We start from the raw sequence: 14300 nt of genomic DNA on the forward strand, positions 1-14300 counted from the left end.
TAGAAAATGGTCTCAATTCGCATACCCCTGATGTTGGTAGCCACGGCAGTAGGCTACTGGCTGCTGGGCATCATATCGGGTTTTTTTGCTATACCGCCCGGTTATGCCAGCCCCATCTGGCCCGCAGCGGGGTTTGCGTTGTTTATGGTGTTTGTGGGTGGGCTGCGAGTATTGCCTGCCATTTGGATTGCCTCGTTTGTTCTTAATATCGGATTCTCCGATGCGTCGCTGTTGCACCCCAGCAAGGCCTGGTTGATTGCCGGGTTGATTGGCATCGGAGCCATGCTGCAGACGTTGTTAGCGTATGGCTTGATTCTTCGATTTACGCGTTTTCCCAACTGGGTTCGCAGCACCGATCCGATGATGTTCGCCTTGATGGGGGGGCCGGTGGCTTGTTTGGCATCCAGCGGTGTTGGAGTGGCAACCCTGTTCGGGTTTGGCGTTGTTGGCAGCACCGAGGTGGTCGACAACTGGGTGAACTGGTGGGTTGGGGATGCTATCGGGGTCATGTGTGTTGCGCCGTTGATTCTGGCGGTGAAAGGGCACAGTAAGTGGTCATCGGATACCCGGCTGACCAGCTTTATTCTGCTGTATGTGGTGTTGGTCACCCTGGCCAGCTCCAGTTTTATTTATTTTCGCTCGGAACATCAGCGCTGGGTGGGCAACCTGTTTGCAGAGCGTGCCGCCAGTATGCATCGCGCCATTCAGAAACAGCTTAATACCATTTCTCATGTCTCCCACACCTTGGTGGGCCTTTACTCTACTTTTGATGAGGTGCGTTACGAGCAATTTTATCGCTATGCCGAGGAGCTTTATGAGCACGTGCCGGGAACACAGGCGTTGTCATGGGTTCCCATTGTGCCGCACAGCGAACGAGCCAGCTATGAAGCCAGAATGAGTCAGCATTTGGGGCAGCCGTTTCATTTCAGGCAGCTTACGGCGGGGAAAAAAATGGAGACTGCGGCGGTGCGGGATCGGTATTTTCCGGTTTACTACATTACGCCATTGGAGGGTAACGAGCAGGCCCACGGCTTTGATCTGGGATCTCATCCGGGCCGCCTGCTGGCCATTGAACAGGCGATCGCCAATCAGGAAATGATCAGTACCGAGCCGATTACATTGGTGCAGGAGCGGGGCTCACAGCCGGGGTTTCTGTTACTGACGCCGGTGATAGAAAACGGTGTGGTGACCAGTTTGATCTCTTGTGTGTATTTGGCCAGAGATATGCTGGATGCTGCGTTCAACCTGAGTGACCTGGAGCAGATCTCGGTCAGCATCGAGGATGTGACATCGCGAGGCAATCCGCAGCAGCTGTATGATGATACGGTGCAGCCCACGGCCCAGCGCATCATCCATCATTTGCCCTTTGCCAGACGAATGTGGCAGATCACCTATTCGCCTGGCATTGAATACCTGAATAAGACCCGTGATAACGCAAGCTGGATAGTGTTGGTGTCCGGGTTTTTAGTGGTGTCGGTATTCGGTATGTTCCTGCTGCTGGTGATGACCCAAAAATCCACGGTCGAGAATGAGGTTCTGCAGCAGACGGCGGTATTGCAGAATGCCCTTGAGAAAGCCGAGCACGCCAGCAAAATCAAAAGTAACTTTCTTGCCAGCATGTCTCATGAGCTGCGCACGCCGCTTAATTCCATTATTGGATTCAGTGTGCGTTCTCAGAAGAAGCTGGAGGGCAGCTCCGAGGAGCGGGTATTGGATTCCTTGGGGTTGATTGAAAAAAATGGCCGTCATTTGCTGAGCCTGATTAACGACATACTTGACCTGTCCAAAATTGAAGAGGGCAAACTACAGATCGAGAGAGGGCCGGTGCTGATCACCGAGGTCACTCAGGATGTGATCCGTTTGCTGCTGCCGCTGGCAGACGAGCGGGGCCTTAGTTTGCAACTGATACCCGGCTCGGTGGACTTGATGCAGGTGGATCGTAAGCGCTTTTCTCAGATATTGATCAACCTGCTCTCCAATGCGATCAAATTTACCGAGCAGGGCGGCATCACCATTCGTTATGAGCGCCGCAGTTATAACGGTATCGAGGGGGTGTGTCTGGAGGTATCGGACACCGGCAGAGGCATCAGCAGTGATGATGTGAAACGGCTGTTTCGGCGTTTTGAACAACTGGGGAATGATTTCAGTAATCAGGATCTGGGCAGCGGTCTGGGTTTATCTTTGGTGCAGGAGCTGGTGCATATGCATGGCGGCAATATTGAGGTAAGCAGCAAACCTGGGCAAGGCACGGTGTTCAATCTGTGGTTCCCCTCCGCTTGATGATGCAGGGTGGTTAAACAGGCCATTTTTGCGTGCTTATTCGGCCTGTAGACAACTCTTTTTTGCTTGTATGCCTCGGAGTCTCTAGTATCCATGATCATAGCGATGTTGATTAACGCCTGCGTGAGGATTCAGAGTGCAAAAATTACCCCGCAATAAGAGTAACGATTACACCCCAGAGATGGCGGCCGAACGCCGTGCCGTGGTCAATGCTGAAACCGGTGCAGAATTAACCCATGTGGGTTCTTATTCCATCGATCCAGGCCTGCTGCCGGGCAATATTGAAAACTTCGTGGGGGTGGCGCAGGTGCCACTGGGCTTTGCCGGCCCCATGCTGGTGAATGGTGAGCACGCTCAGGGTGAGTTTTACGTGCCCATGGCTACCTCCGAGGGCACCCTGGTGGCCAGTTACAGCCGTGGCATGCGCCTGACCCGTGAAGCCGGCGGCATCAAAACCACGGTGATTGACGATGCCATGCAGCGGGCGCCGGTGTTTATTTTTGAAGATGCCCGTGCCGCGTTGAAATTCGGGCGCTGGGTGGAAGATAACTTTGAGGCGATCAAAGCCAAGGCAGAAGAGACCACCTCGTCCGGCAAGCTGCGCAATATCGAACAGTATGCCGCGGCCAAAATGCGCTGGCTGCGCTTTAACTTTACCTGTGGCGATGCCGCGGGCCAGAACATGGTGAGCAAGGCCACCCGCCATGCCTGCATGTGGATGTTGGATCAGGGCATTCCGGGATTGGAAAATTTCAGTCTGGCAGCCAACTTTGATACCGATAAAAAACACTCTTTTGTCAACAGCTTACACACCCGTGGCAAGCGCGCCGTGGCAGAAGTCACCCTGCCGGGTGAGCTGGTGAAAGACATCATGCACACTACCCCCCAAGACCTGTTTCGGCAGCGTCAGTATTCCAATATGGGGGCCTTGATGGCGGGCTCGGTGTGCAACGGTGCCCACTTTGCCAATGGTATTACGGCCATGTTCATCGCCTGCGGTCAGGATGTGGCCAATGTGGCGGAATCGTCTGCCGGGATCGTCTACAGCGAAGTCACCGAGCAGGGCGATTACTACTTTGCGGCCACTATACCGTCGCTGGTGGTAGCCACCTATGGCGGTGGCACGGGGCTGCCCACCCAGCGCGAGTGTCTGGATGTGTTGGGCTGTTACGGTAAGGGCGGGGTACACAAGTTCGCCGAGATCGTGGCGGCCACGGTGTTGTGCGGCGAGTTGTCACTGGCGTCTGCTATCGTGGCCGACGAGTGGGTGTCCAGCCACGATGCCTATGGGCGTAACCGCCCCTAGTGATTCGAGTGGGGGGCGGTGTTGCTGCTGGCCTGGTTTCAGTTTGACGAGTATTTACCGTTGAAATACTTGATCACTAAGCCAGCGCTGTTAGCCAGGTTGACCGGCGCAGCGAAGGCACACCATTTCGTGTCTTTTTCGAAACCGGATACGGTTTTTTTCGATCCCTTAAAGTGGAACTGTGCCCAGCGCAGGCTCTCGGCATTGGGGCCCACGGTTTGATCCGGGTCCATGGCTTGATAGGGATCGTTGATCCAGTCACACACTTTGCAGGTGTTTTTGTTCTCTTCCAGTGATTTGTAGCCACAACAGGGGCATGTAAATTTCATGATCGTTCTCGGCTGATACTACTGTTTGTTGGTTCACTCAGTAATATTAGACGTTCCCGGTGCCCAATTGGTCACGTAAATAGTCACAAATCGTTTTGCGGGGTTATGAATGTTCTAAATCCGCACTGCGTTGGGTTTTGACGCCAACGTGCCGCACACTGCCCTTGTGATCTGCGCCACATCCTCATCGGCGTGCAACCCCCTACACATTCACCACTGGAATCAGCAGCTCCCGCTGTTTTTGCTCACGGCGGGTTTGTCGCCTGCCCTGCAGTATCAGGCCACTAAAACCCAGCACCAATGCCAGCAGCATGGCCGCAACCCATGACAGGGATGAGAGGGGATGCTGCGCCAGTGTCGCCAGTTGGAAAAAGATCACCGCGCTGGCGTAACCGATCAGCAGGCTCCAGCCCAGGGTAAATGCGGCCCAAAAGCCGTTCAGCTCTTTATAGATGGCACCGAAGGTGGCCACGCAGGGCGCATACAGCAATATAAACAGCAGGTAGGCGAAAGCCCCGGCGGACCCGGCGAACAGGAGTTTCATGGTGCCCAGGGTGGACAGGCTCACCGCTTGTGCCTGGGCGGCTTCGGATGCGTTTTCAATATTGCCTACGCTGAGCCCCAGCGGATCGGCCAGTTGATCCAGCAGGCCGGACAGGTTATCGGGCACGGTGTGCCAGGCGGCCAGCAGCGCTGCTCCCAAATGGAATGCCGGTGGTGGCGCTGAGCTGTCGGCGTTCATATCTGTGTACAGCGCATCCAATGTGCCCACCACCACTTCTTTGGCGAACAGGCCGGTGAAAATACCCACCGTGGCAGGCCAGTTGTCGGCTTGCAAACCCATGGGTTCGAACAGGGGGGTAATGGTTTTGCCGATGGCTGAGATCACCGATTGGCTGCTGTTCTGATGGCCGAAACTGCCATCGGTGCCGACAGAGTTGAGTACATTCAGAATTAACACCACGGCGACAATGGCTTTGCCCGCTCGCAGCATAAAGCCTTTCAGGCGTTGCCAGGTGCGGATGCTGAGGTTTTTCAGGGTAGGAATATGGTAGGGCGGCAGCTCCATGATGAACGGTGACACCGAGCCGGGCATGATGGTGCGACGCACAATGAAGGCCGACAGAATCGCCAGCGCGATGCCGATGATATACAGCAAAAACACCACGTTTTGGCCATTACGGGGGAAGAACGCCGCCGCGAACAGAGCGTACACCGTGAGGCGTGCGCCACAGGACATGAACGGTGCCATGACAATGGCGGTGAGGCGATCGTTGTGATGTTCGAGGGTGCGCGCCGCCATAACACTGGGCACGTTGCAGCCGAAGCCCACAATTAAAGGCACAAACGCTTTGCCCGGCAGGCCCACGCTGCGCATCACCCGATCCACAATAAACGCGGCCCGAGCCATGTAGCCGGAATCCTCCAGAAACGACAGGCAGAAAAACAGCCCGGCTATGATGGGGATAAAGGACGCCACCAGTTGTACGCCGCCACCCATGCCATCACTCAATACGGTAATCAGCCAGTTGGGCAGGTGTAGGGAGGTCAGAGCGCTGCGCAGGCCATCCACAAAAATGGCACCGGCGACACCATCAAAAAAGTCCACAAACGCGTTGCCTACGTTCACACTCAGCATAAACATCAGGTACATCACCCCCAGAAACAGAGGAATGCCCAGTACACGGTTCAGAAACAGCCGATCAAGCCAGTCTGACAGGTTAATGCGCTGCGTTGTTTGGTGCGTAACGCTGTCTTGCACCACGGCATCGATCCAATGATAGCGGCTGTTCACCAAAGATTGATCCAGGTCTTCCCCCAGTTCAGCCTCCAGAGCCTGCACCGCGCTCAGAATATCGGCTCTCTCCTGCTCAGAAAAAAAGCCCAGTGCGCCTGCATCCTGTTCCAGTGCTGCCACGGCCAGCAAATGGTGGTTGAAGTTGTGCTGGCTGTGGCGTGCTGCCTGGGCAGCCATGCGCTCGATGGCGCGCTCCACCGGTGCTTGATACTGGAACGGACGCATGGGGCAGTGAGGCTTGGCTTGCATATTAGAGATCATATCCAACAGCACGCCCAGGCCATCGCTTTTGCTGGCGATGATGGGCACCACCGGGCAGCCCAACTGGCGCGACAGCTCATACGGATCAATATGCACCCCGTTCTGGTGGGCAACGTCAGTCATGTTCAGCGCTACCAGCATGGGCAGCGAAGCATCCAGTAACTGGGTGGTGAGGTACAGGTTGCGTTCGAGGTTGGAGGCATCGACGATATTGACGATCAGATTTGCCTGACCGGAGAAGATAAAGGTCTGGGCAATTTGCTCATCCAGCGAGGTGTCGTCGGCGCCCACATGCAGCGAGTAGGTGCCGGGCAGATCCACCAGCTCATAGTGCTGATCAGCGTGCCGAAACAGGCCGGTTTTCTTCTCTACAGTGACCCCGGGCCAGTTGCCCACCCGCTGGCGGGAGCCGGTGAGGGCGTTGAACAGGGTGGTTTTGCCGCAGTTGGGATTGCCCACCAGGCCGATGCTAAAAGGGGCAGCAGAAGGTTTGCTCACTGGCTTGCTCATAGACGTTCCACCTGTAGCCCTGCGGCCTCCATGCGGCGCAGACTCAGGCGAAAACCGCGCACATTGATTTCCACCGGGTCCCCCAGGGGAGCGACTCTTTCAAGGTTGAAACAGGTGCCGGGAATCAGGCCCATGCTCATGAGCTTTTTGCGGTAACTGTCTGTCAGGCCGTGATAACTCAATACGCGAGCGCTGTCGCCCACAGAAAGATCAGTGAAATTCAGGCTCATGGCACCGCTCCTCATGGCAGCATACTTCTCAGGATTTAAATGCTAATAATTCTCAGTTGTGCCCGCAACACATTGTCATCCAAACGGCAGCGTAAATGACGAAGTGCTGACGCGGATCAAGATCGCAGCGTGATTTATCCCCCCTAAAAAATCTTTATCTGGCCAAAACCCCGCACAATTTAATTCCAACTCACACAACGCTGTGCATATCTTAAAGTCGTGCAACGATCACGCTGCTCTTAAGAGCGAGAATCAAGGAAACTAATTTAACTGCCCCTCTTATTTTACTTTTGCATTTAAGTTAAATTAAGGCTCTCGCTTATTTTAACTTTAGTGCAACTTGAGAGGGCGTCATGGATCGCGGAAACACAGGCCAATACGTTGCCAGTATTGCCGGGGGCGTAAACTGTCAGGCATTTATTCCTGCCGCGCTGCCACCGCAGCCCGCGTTACAGCTGGATACCAAGCTTCAAGGGCGTATCAACCAAGCCATGCTTGCCCTTGGCCGCCTGGATGCCATCAGCACCTTACTGCCCGATGCGCGCCTGTTTCTATACAGTTATGTACGCAAAGAAGCCGTTATGTCCTCCCAAATCGAGGGCACCCAATCCTCCCTAAGTGACCTAATGCTCTACGAAATGGAAGGCGTACCCGGCGTACCCATGGATGACGTACAAGAAGTATCCTGCTACGTCAGTGCCTTGGCACTGGGTGTACAGCGAATTCGAGAAGGCCACCCTATTACCTTTCGTTTAATCACCGAAATGCATAAAGCCTTGATGACCTCAGGCCGAGGCATCAGCAAAGGGCCGGGGGAATTCCGCAAAAATCAGGTCTGGATTGGTGGCCATCGTGCCGACGAAGCCACCTTTGTGCCCACCCCCGCCAACGAGCTGGCCAACTGCTGGGCCGAGCTGGAACGCTTTCTTAATGACGTACCCGAAACCACCGACCCACTGATCAAAGCCGCACTCGCCCACGTGCAGTTTGAAACCATTCACCCCTTTATGGATGGTAATGGCCGCCTGGGGCGCTTACTGATCCCACTGATACTGGTGGCTGCCAATGTATTAGCCGAGCCACTGCTTTACCTGTCGGTATTTTTCAAAAAACACCGACAGGTATACTATGACCGACTGCAACAAGTTCGCCTAAGTGGCGACTGGGAAGGCTGGCTGCTGTTCTTTGTTGATGCAGTGGCCGAAACCGCCAATCAGGCCGTAAGCACCGCCCAACAGCTTAACCAACTGCGCCAGATACACCGCGCGCAGCTCACAAGCCTTGGGCGCATGGCAGGCTCCGCCCAACAAGTACTGGACGTACTGTTTGAATACCCCATTGCCAACATCAACACCCTGGTGAAGCACAGCGGTATTACCGCCGCCACCGCAGGCAAAGTCATGGATAAACTAGCACAACCCGAGCTGGCACTGGTACGCGAACTCACCGGCCAAAAGCGCAACCGCGTATTTGCCTATAGCGCCTATATCGACATCTTAAATCAGGATTAACCGAGAAAACCAACGGGAACAACCAATGACAAGCTTACAACAACGCGCCGCCCTGCAACGCCAAATCTGGGCCATTGCCAACGATGTACGCGGCGCCGTGGATGGCTGGGATTTCAAACAATACGTACTGGGCACCTTGTTTTATAGGTTTATCAGTGAAAACTTCAGCGCCTATATCGAAGCCGGTGACGACAGCATCCACTACGCCGAGCTGCCCGACAGCGTGATCACGCCCGACATTAAAGACGATGCCATCAAAACCAAGGGGTATTTTATTTACCCCAGCCAGTTGTTTGCCAACGTGGTTAAAGGCGCCAACACCAACGAGAGCCTGAACACCGATCTGGCCGCCCTGTTTGCCGCCATCGAAGCCTCCGCCAGCGGCTACCCGTCTGAAGACGACATCAAAGGCCTGTTTGCCGATTTTGACACCACCAGCAATCGCCTCGGCAACACCGTTAAAGACAAAAACCTCCGCTTGGCCCATGTGCTCAAAGGTGTGGCAGGCCTGGATTTCGGTGACTTCCACGGCAGCCAGATCGACCTGTTCGGCGACGCCTACGAGTTTTTGATCTCCAACTACGCCGCCAATGCCGGTAAATCCGGCGGTGAGTTTTTTACCCCGCAGCACGTCTCCAAACTCATAGCCCAGCTGGCCATGCACAAGCAAACCAGCGTCAATAAAATCTACGACCCAGCAGCAGGCAGCGGCTCACTGCTGCTGCAAGCCAAAAAGCATTTCGATGCCCACATTATTGAAGAGGGTTTCTTCGGCCAGGAGATCAACCACACCACCTATAACCTGGCGCGCATGAACATGTTTTTGCACAACATCAACTACGACAAATTCAATATGCAGCTGGGCAACACTCTAACCGAACCCCATTTTCTGGACGACAAACCCTTTGATGCTATTGTCTCCAACCCGCCCTATTCGGTGAAATGGAAAGGCAGTGATGACCCCACCCTGATCAACGACGACCGCTTTGCCCCCGCCGGTGTATTAGCGCCCAAATCCAAAGCCGACTTTGCCTTTGTGCTGCACGCGCTCAGCTACCTGTCAAGCAAAGGCCGCGCTGCCATTGTCTGCTTTCCCGGTATTTTTTACCGCGGCGGTGCCGAACAGAAAATCCGTAAATATCTGGTGGATAACAACTATGTGGAAACGGTCATCTCGCTGGCGCCCAACCTATTCTTTGGCACCACCATCGCCGTGAATATCCTGGTGCTCTCCAAACACAAAACCGACACCACCACCCAGTTTATAGATGCCAGTGGCCTGTTTAAAAAAGAAACCAATAACAACACCCTCACCGATGCCCACATCCAAAAGATCATGGATGCGTTCGATAGCAAAGCGAATATCGATCACTTTGCCCTTTCCGTGCCTTTTGAGCAGGTTGCCGCCAACGATTACAACCTGTCGGTGAGTAGCTATGTGGAGGCCAAAGACACCCGTGAAGTGGTGGATATCACCGCGCTGAATGCCGAACTAAAAACCACCGTCGCCAGAATTACCCAACTTCGCCAAGACATCGATGCGATTGTGGCGGAGATTCAGGGGGAGGAACAGGACGCATGAGCAACATAAGCTTTATGAAAAAGTTGCTGGATGGAGTTGAGGTGGAGTGGATGGAATTAGGAAGTCTTTGCGTAAGCATTTCATCCGGTAAAAACAAGAAAAAAAGTGAAGAAGGGCTCTATCCTGTTTTTGGTTCGACAGGTGTAATTGGAAGAACGGATAGCAAAGTCTATGATACAGAGCAGATTTTAGTTGCGCGTGTTGGAGCCAATGCTGGGCGTGTCTATATAGCTCATGGTGAGTATGACGTATCTGACAATACGCTAATTGTGCAAAACAAAGGATGCGTTGTTCTGAAGTATTTGTATTACTATCTTGTGAATATTAGGTTAAACCAATTTGCTCAGGGTGCTGGCCAGCCCTTGATAACAGGGGGGCAACTGAAAGGCTTATCGATCCCCATCCCCTGCCCAAACAACCCCAAAAAATCGCTGGCAATCCAGGCCGAAATTGTCCGCATTCTTGACGCATTTACCGCCATGACCGCCGAGCTGACCGCCGAGCTGACCGCCGAGCTTAACCTGCGCAAAAAACAATACAACCACTATCGCGACCAGTTGCTGAGTTTTGAAGAAGGGGAAGTGGAGTGGAAAAATCTAGAAGATGTCGCTTCATTTAGGCGCGGCTCATTCCCCCAGCCCTATGGAAACAGTGAATGGTATGACGGAGATGGCTGTATGCCATTCGTTCAGGTTGCTGATGTTGCCGATTTCGGTTTTAGACTTCACCAACAAACGAAGCAGCAGATTTCGAGGCTTGCACAGCCTAAAAGTGTATTAGTTGAAAAAGGTACTGTTATTGTTTCGCTACAAGGTACGATTGGGCGTGTTGCCATCACCCAATATGACTGTTACGTTGATAGAACCCTAGCAATATTCAAAAACTACAAAGCAGCCATAAATAAAAAATATTTTGCTCATCAGCTAAAAGCCAAATTTGATTTAGAAAAAGAGTTTGCCAGAGGAAGCACTTTGAAAACTATCACAAAGGAGGAGTTTTCGAAGTTCCAGATACCTATCCCACCTATTGAAGAACAGAATCGCATTGTCTCACTTTTGGATAAATTCGATACTTTGACCCATTCAATCAAAGAAGGCCTACCCCGCGAAATCGAACTGCGCCAGAAGCAATACGAGTATTATCGCGATTTGCTGCTGAGCTTTCCTAAGCCGGATGCAGAGGTGGCAGCCTGAGATGAGCAAGACGCTGACAGAAATTGCGGAGCAGTTAAATGCGCCCAGAATGGTGAAGAATAAGAAGACCACCGAGGTCGAAGTCGTCACGCAAGTGCCGAAAGTACAGCTAATCTACGCATTCAACGGCACGGGCAAAACCCGTCTTTCTCGTGAGTTCAAGCAGCTGGTTGCACCCAAAGGCAATGGCGATGATGACGAAGCCATTTCGCCACGGGAGAAAATCCTCTACTACAACGCCTTCACTGAAGATCTCTTTTACTGGGATAACGATTTAGAAGAGGATGCAGCCCCTAAGCTGAAAATTCAGCCGAATACCTATACCGACTGGTTACTCACCTTGCTGAACGACCTTGGGCAAGATGCGAATATCGTTAAATACTTCCAGCACTTCGCAAATGACAAGTTAACCCCGCATTTCAGTGAAGACTATGCCGAAGTCACCTTTACCCTGGAGCGAGGTGACGATAAAGGCACGGAGCCACTGAAAATATCCAAGGGTGAAGAAAGTAACTTTATCTGGAGTGTTTTCTACACGCTGTTGGATCAGGTGATTGCCATCCTCAATGTCGCAGAGCCAGAGAATCGTGAGACTAGGCAGTTTGATCAGCTGGAGTATGTGTTTATTGATGATCCCGTAAGTTCATTGGATGAAAACCACTTGATCGAACTGGCCGTCAACTTGGCTGGGCTGATCAAGTCCAGCAAGTCTAACTTGAAGTTCATTATCACCACCCACAGCCCGCTTTTTTATAACGTGCTCTACAACGAGCTAAACAGTAAAGCCTGTTATCTGTTGGAACGGTTTGAAGATGGCTCCTTTGCGCTGCTGGATAAGCACGGCGATTCCAATAAGAGCTTCTCTTATCACCTGTATTTGAAACAGACACTGGAAAAAGCCATCGCTGAAAACACTGTGCAGAAGTACCACTTCACACTTTTACGTAACCTGTATGAAAAGACGGCAAGCTTTCTGGGTTATCCAAAATGGTCAGAACTCCTGCCCGATGACAAGCAGGCGTATTTAAACCGCATTATTCAATTTACCAGTCATTCAACACTATCGAATGAAGTCGTCGCCGAACCAAGTGGGCCTGAAAAGAATACGGTAGGCTTGTTACTGAATCACTTGGTCAGCAATTACGGCTTTTGGCAGCAGGCAGACCCTACCGCCAGCGCGACCGTGGAGCCACAAGGATAACGCCATGCCTAACCTGAGCCTACAAGACCAAGCCACCGAGTTTCTGCTCTATACCGCCCCCACAGGCGAGGTGAAAGTCGAGGTACTGCTGAGCGGTGAAACCCTCTGGCTGACCCAAAAACGCATGGCCGAGCTGTTTGGTGTGGGCGTGCCTGCCATCTCCAAACACCTGAAAAACATCTTTGAAAGCAATGAGTTACAGGAGGAAGTGGTTGTTTCCATTTTGGAAAATACCACTGAACACGGCGCCGTGGCGGGCCTGACCCAAACCCAGCAGGTGAAATACTACAACCTGGATGCGGTTATATCCGTGGGCTATCGGGTCAACTCGGCGCAGGCCACCCAGTTCCGTATCTGGGCGACGGCGCTCATCAAGGATTACATCATCAAGGGCTTTGCCATGGATGATGAACGCTTAAAGAATGGTCGATTTTTCGGTAAAGACTACTTCCGCGAGCTGCTGGAGCGGGTGCGCTCCATTCGTGCCAGTGAGCGGCGCATCTACCAGCAGATAACCGATATTTTTGCCGAATGCAGTATCGACTACGACCCCAAATCCAAAACCACCCAGCAGTTCTATGCCCATGTGCAAGATAAATTTCACTTTGCCATCACGGGCCATACCGCCGCCGAGATCATTTCGCTGAAAGCCGATGCCAGTAAACCCTTAATGTGCATGAGCACCTATAAAAATGCGCCCGCTGGCCGGGTGTTGAAGTCGGATACGACGGTGGCGAAAAATTACCTGAGTGAAGATGAAATCAAAAAACTGGAACGCGCCGTGTCGGCATTTTTTGACTATATCGAAGGCATTATCGAACGGCGTAATACCTCCGTGTTACCCACAATTAGTAGACATCCTTTATAGTTAGACTAACCACTATGGAGGTGTCCGAGATGGCACGCAAGAAGACCCAAGCTTATACCGAAGAATTCCGCCGAGAAGCGGTAAACAGAGCCTCGAAAGACGGCATTACTACTGCTCAGGTTGCAAAAGAGCTAGGAGTGAGTGCCCAGCAGATCTATAACTGGCGTCGTCAGTTCACCCGTCTTTCTGATAAGCAGTTCAATACGGTAGATGGTGTTGATTATTCTAAGCAGGAGAGTGAAGAAACGCGTAGGCTACGTCGGGAAAACAAGAAGCTCAAAGAGGAGTTGGAATTCCTAAAAAAGGCAGCTGCGTACTTCGCGAACGACCAAAAGTGAAGTACGCCTTGATCAGTGAGTATACGGATCAGTATCCGGTCACTCTCATGTGCCGTGTTCTGAAGGTATCCAGATCCGGTTATTATCGGTGGCTGGAACGCCCTATTAGTGATCAAGCTCAGCGCCGGCTGGAGATGGAAGAGCTGATCAAAGACACCTACGAGGCTTTTGAGGCCATATACGGAGCGCCTAGATTGGCTAAAGAGCTGGCGGAGCTTGGTCATCCCTGTTCCGTCAATTATGTCGCTCAGATCATGTTTGAGCAGGGAATAAGGGCCTTGAATGGTAAAGGCTTCAAGTATCCCAGACATAGCCTGACGATGCATAATGTTTCGGACAACCTGCTGTGGCGTGACTTCTCTGCCTGCCAGCCAAACGAGAAATGGACGACCGATATCACCTATATCTGGGTCAAGGATCGTTGGTTGTACTTGGCGGTGGTGATGGATCTGTTCTCGCGCCGAATTGTGGGCTGGAGCCTGGATACCTCAATGACAGAGGCCCTGATATCCAAAGCCATGGATATGGCCCTGCGGCAAAGGGAGACCACACCAGGTCTGATCGTGCATTCCGATCGAGGCACCCAATACCGTTCGCAGGCGTACATTGATTATCTACGCGCTAACGAAATTAGCATCAGCATGAGTCGAAAGGGAAACTGCTGGGACAATGCACCAATGGAGTCGTTCTTTAGTCGGCTCAAGGTTGAATTGATCTACCCGAAGAATTACCGGACGATAGATGAGGCTCGATCGGGTATATTTGCCTATATCGAGATATTCTATAACCGTAAGAGAAGGCACTCAGCAAACGATGGGGTAAGCCCCGTTGAATATGAGGAAGCAGCTGCTATGGCTGCATAGTTAGAGTGTCTACTTTTTGTGGGGAACACC

Annotated in this window: 12 protein-coding genes; 9 read left to right on the forward strand and 3 right to left on the reverse strand. The window is 52.5% G+C overall.

The features are described from left to right. The first annotated feature begins 6 nt into the window (after positions 1-6). Positions 7-2280 (forward strand): CHASE domain-containing protein, encoded by a 2274-nt coding sequence (locus Kalk_RS12780; RefSeq protein ID WP_101894622.1) that lies wholly within the window; start codon positions 7-9, stop codon positions 2278-2280. 136 nt (positions 2281-2416) lie between these two features. Then, positions 2417-3586 (forward strand): hydroxymethylglutaryl-CoA reductase, encoded by a 1170-nt coding sequence (locus Kalk_RS12785; protein WP_101894623.1) that lies wholly within the window; start codon positions 2417-2419, stop codon positions 3584-3586. A gap of 38 nt (positions 3587-3624) precedes the next feature. Here Kalk_RS12785 and Kalk_RS12790 read toward each other — a convergent pair whose 3' ends face one another. The 3 genes from Kalk_RS12790 to Kalk_RS12800 all read right to left on the reverse strand — a co-directional run bounded on the left by Kalk_RS12790 (position 3625) and on the right by Kalk_RS12800 (position 6714). After that, the gene (locus tag Kalk_RS12790) at positions 3625-3915 is read right to left on the reverse strand and encodes a CPCC family cysteine-rich protein (RefSeq protein WP_101894624.1); all 291 of its coding nucleotides are present in this window, start codon (positions 3913-3915) and stop codon (positions 3625-3627) included. A 202-nt stretch (positions 3916-4117) separates the two neighbouring features. Further along, positions 4118-6484 (reverse strand): Fe(2+) transporter permease subunit FeoB, encoded by a 2367-nt coding sequence (feoB, locus tag Kalk_RS12795; protein ID WP_101894625.1) that lies wholly within the window; start codon positions 6482-6484, stop codon positions 4118-4120. Next, positions 6481-6714, reverse strand: a complete 234-nt coding sequence (locus tag Kalk_RS12800) for a FeoA family protein (protein ID WP_199767908.1) — start codon at positions 6712-6714, stop codon at positions 6481-6483. Before Kalk_RS12800 ends, feoB begins: the two co-directional genes overlap by 4 nt. A gap of 353 nt (positions 6715-7067) precedes the next feature. Here Kalk_RS12800 and Kalk_RS12805 point away from each other — a divergent pair, with 353 nt between their 5' ends. The 7 genes from Kalk_RS12805 to Kalk_RS12835 are packed head-to-tail and all read left to right on the forward strand — an operon-like array spanning position 7068 to position 14270. After that, positions 7068-8225: a Fic family protein gene (locus Kalk_RS12805; protein WP_101894626.1), complete on the forward strand. Its 1158-nt coding sequence runs from the start codon at positions 7068-7070 to the stop codon at positions 8223-8225. Between the two features lie 25 nt (positions 8226-8250). Then, a complete protein-coding gene (locus Kalk_RS12810; protein ID WP_101894627.1) occupies positions 8251-9807 on the forward strand; it encodes a type I restriction-modification system subunit M in 1557 nt (518 codons plus the stop codon). Beyond that, positions 9804-11000 carry a restriction endonuclease subunit S gene (locus Kalk_RS12815; protein ID WP_101894628.1) on the forward strand — a complete coding sequence of 399 codons (1197 nt, stop codon included), beginning with the start codon at positions 9804-9806 and terminating at the stop codon, positions 10998-11000. Before Kalk_RS12810 ends, Kalk_RS12815 begins: the two co-directional genes overlap by 4 nt. Position 11001: 1 nt before the next feature. Beyond that, positions 11002-12201: an ATP-binding protein gene (locus Kalk_RS12820; RefSeq protein ID WP_101894629.1), complete on the forward strand. Its 1200-nt coding sequence runs from the start codon at positions 11002-11004 to the stop codon at positions 12199-12201. A 4-nt stretch (positions 12202-12205) separates the two neighbouring features. Continuing rightward, positions 12206-13069: a RhuM family protein gene (gene rhuM, locus Kalk_RS12825; RefSeq protein ID WP_101894630.1), complete on the forward strand. Its 864-nt coding sequence runs from the start codon at positions 12206-12208 to the stop codon at positions 13067-13069. 29 nt (positions 13070-13098) lie between these two features. Beyond that, entirely contained in the window at positions 13099-13407 is a 309-nt protein-coding gene (locus tag Kalk_RS12830) for a transposase (protein WP_199767909.1), read from the forward strand. After that, positions 13404-14270: an IS3 family transposase gene (locus Kalk_RS12835; RefSeq protein ID WP_101893641.1), complete on the forward strand. Its 867-nt coding sequence runs from the start codon at positions 13404-13406 to the stop codon at positions 14268-14270. The genes Kalk_RS12830 and Kalk_RS12835 overlap by 4 nt, the downstream gene beginning before the upstream one ends. Positions 14271-14300 lie beyond the last annotated feature (30 nt).

Source organism: Ketobacter alkanivorans, assembly GCF_002863865.1.
Classification (GTDB): Bacteria; Pseudomonadota; Gammaproteobacteria; order Pseudomonadales; family Ketobacteraceae; genus Ketobacter; species Ketobacter alkanivorans.

Bases quoted from the DNA above. Each gene is read 5' to 3' on its own strand.
- Kalk_RS12805 (WP_101894626.1), top strand. From the start codon at position 7,068: ATGGATCGCGGAAACACAGGCCAATACGTTGCCAGTATTGCCGGGGGC.
- Kalk_RS12780 (WP_101894622.1), top strand. From the start codon at position 7: ATGGTCTCAATTCGCATACCCCTGATGTTGGTAGCCACGGCAGTAGGC.
- rhuM (WP_101894630.1), top strand. From the start codon at position 12,206: ATGCCTAACCTGAGCCTACAAGACCAAGCCACCGAGTTTCTGCTCTAT.
- Kalk_RS12830 (WP_199767909.1), top strand. From the start codon at position 13,099: ATGGCACGCAAGAAGACCCAAGCTTATACCGAAGAATTCCGCCGAGAA.
- Kalk_RS12800 (WP_199767908.1), bottom strand. From the start codon at position 6,714: ATGAGCCTGAATTTCACTGATCTTTCTGTGGGCGACAGCGCTCGCGTA.
- Kalk_RS12790 (WP_101894624.1), bottom strand. From the start codon at position 3,915: ATGAAATTTACATGCCCCTGTTGTGGCTACAAATCACTGGAAGAGAAC.
- Kalk_RS12815 (WP_101894628.1), top strand. From the start codon at position 9,804: ATGAGCAACATAAGCTTTATGAAAAAGTTGCTGGATGGAGTTGAGGTG.
- Kalk_RS12810 (WP_101894627.1), top strand. From the start codon at position 8,251: ATGACAAGCTTACAACAACGCGCCGCCCTGCAACGCCAAATCTGGGCC.
- feoB (WP_101894625.1), bottom strand. From the start codon at position 6,484: ATGAGCAAGCCAGTGAGCAAACCTTCTGCTGCCCCTTTTAGCATCGGC.
- Kalk_RS12820 (WP_101894629.1), top strand. From the start codon at position 11,002: ATGAGCAAGACGCTGACAGAAATTGCGGAGCAGTTAAATGCGCCCAGA.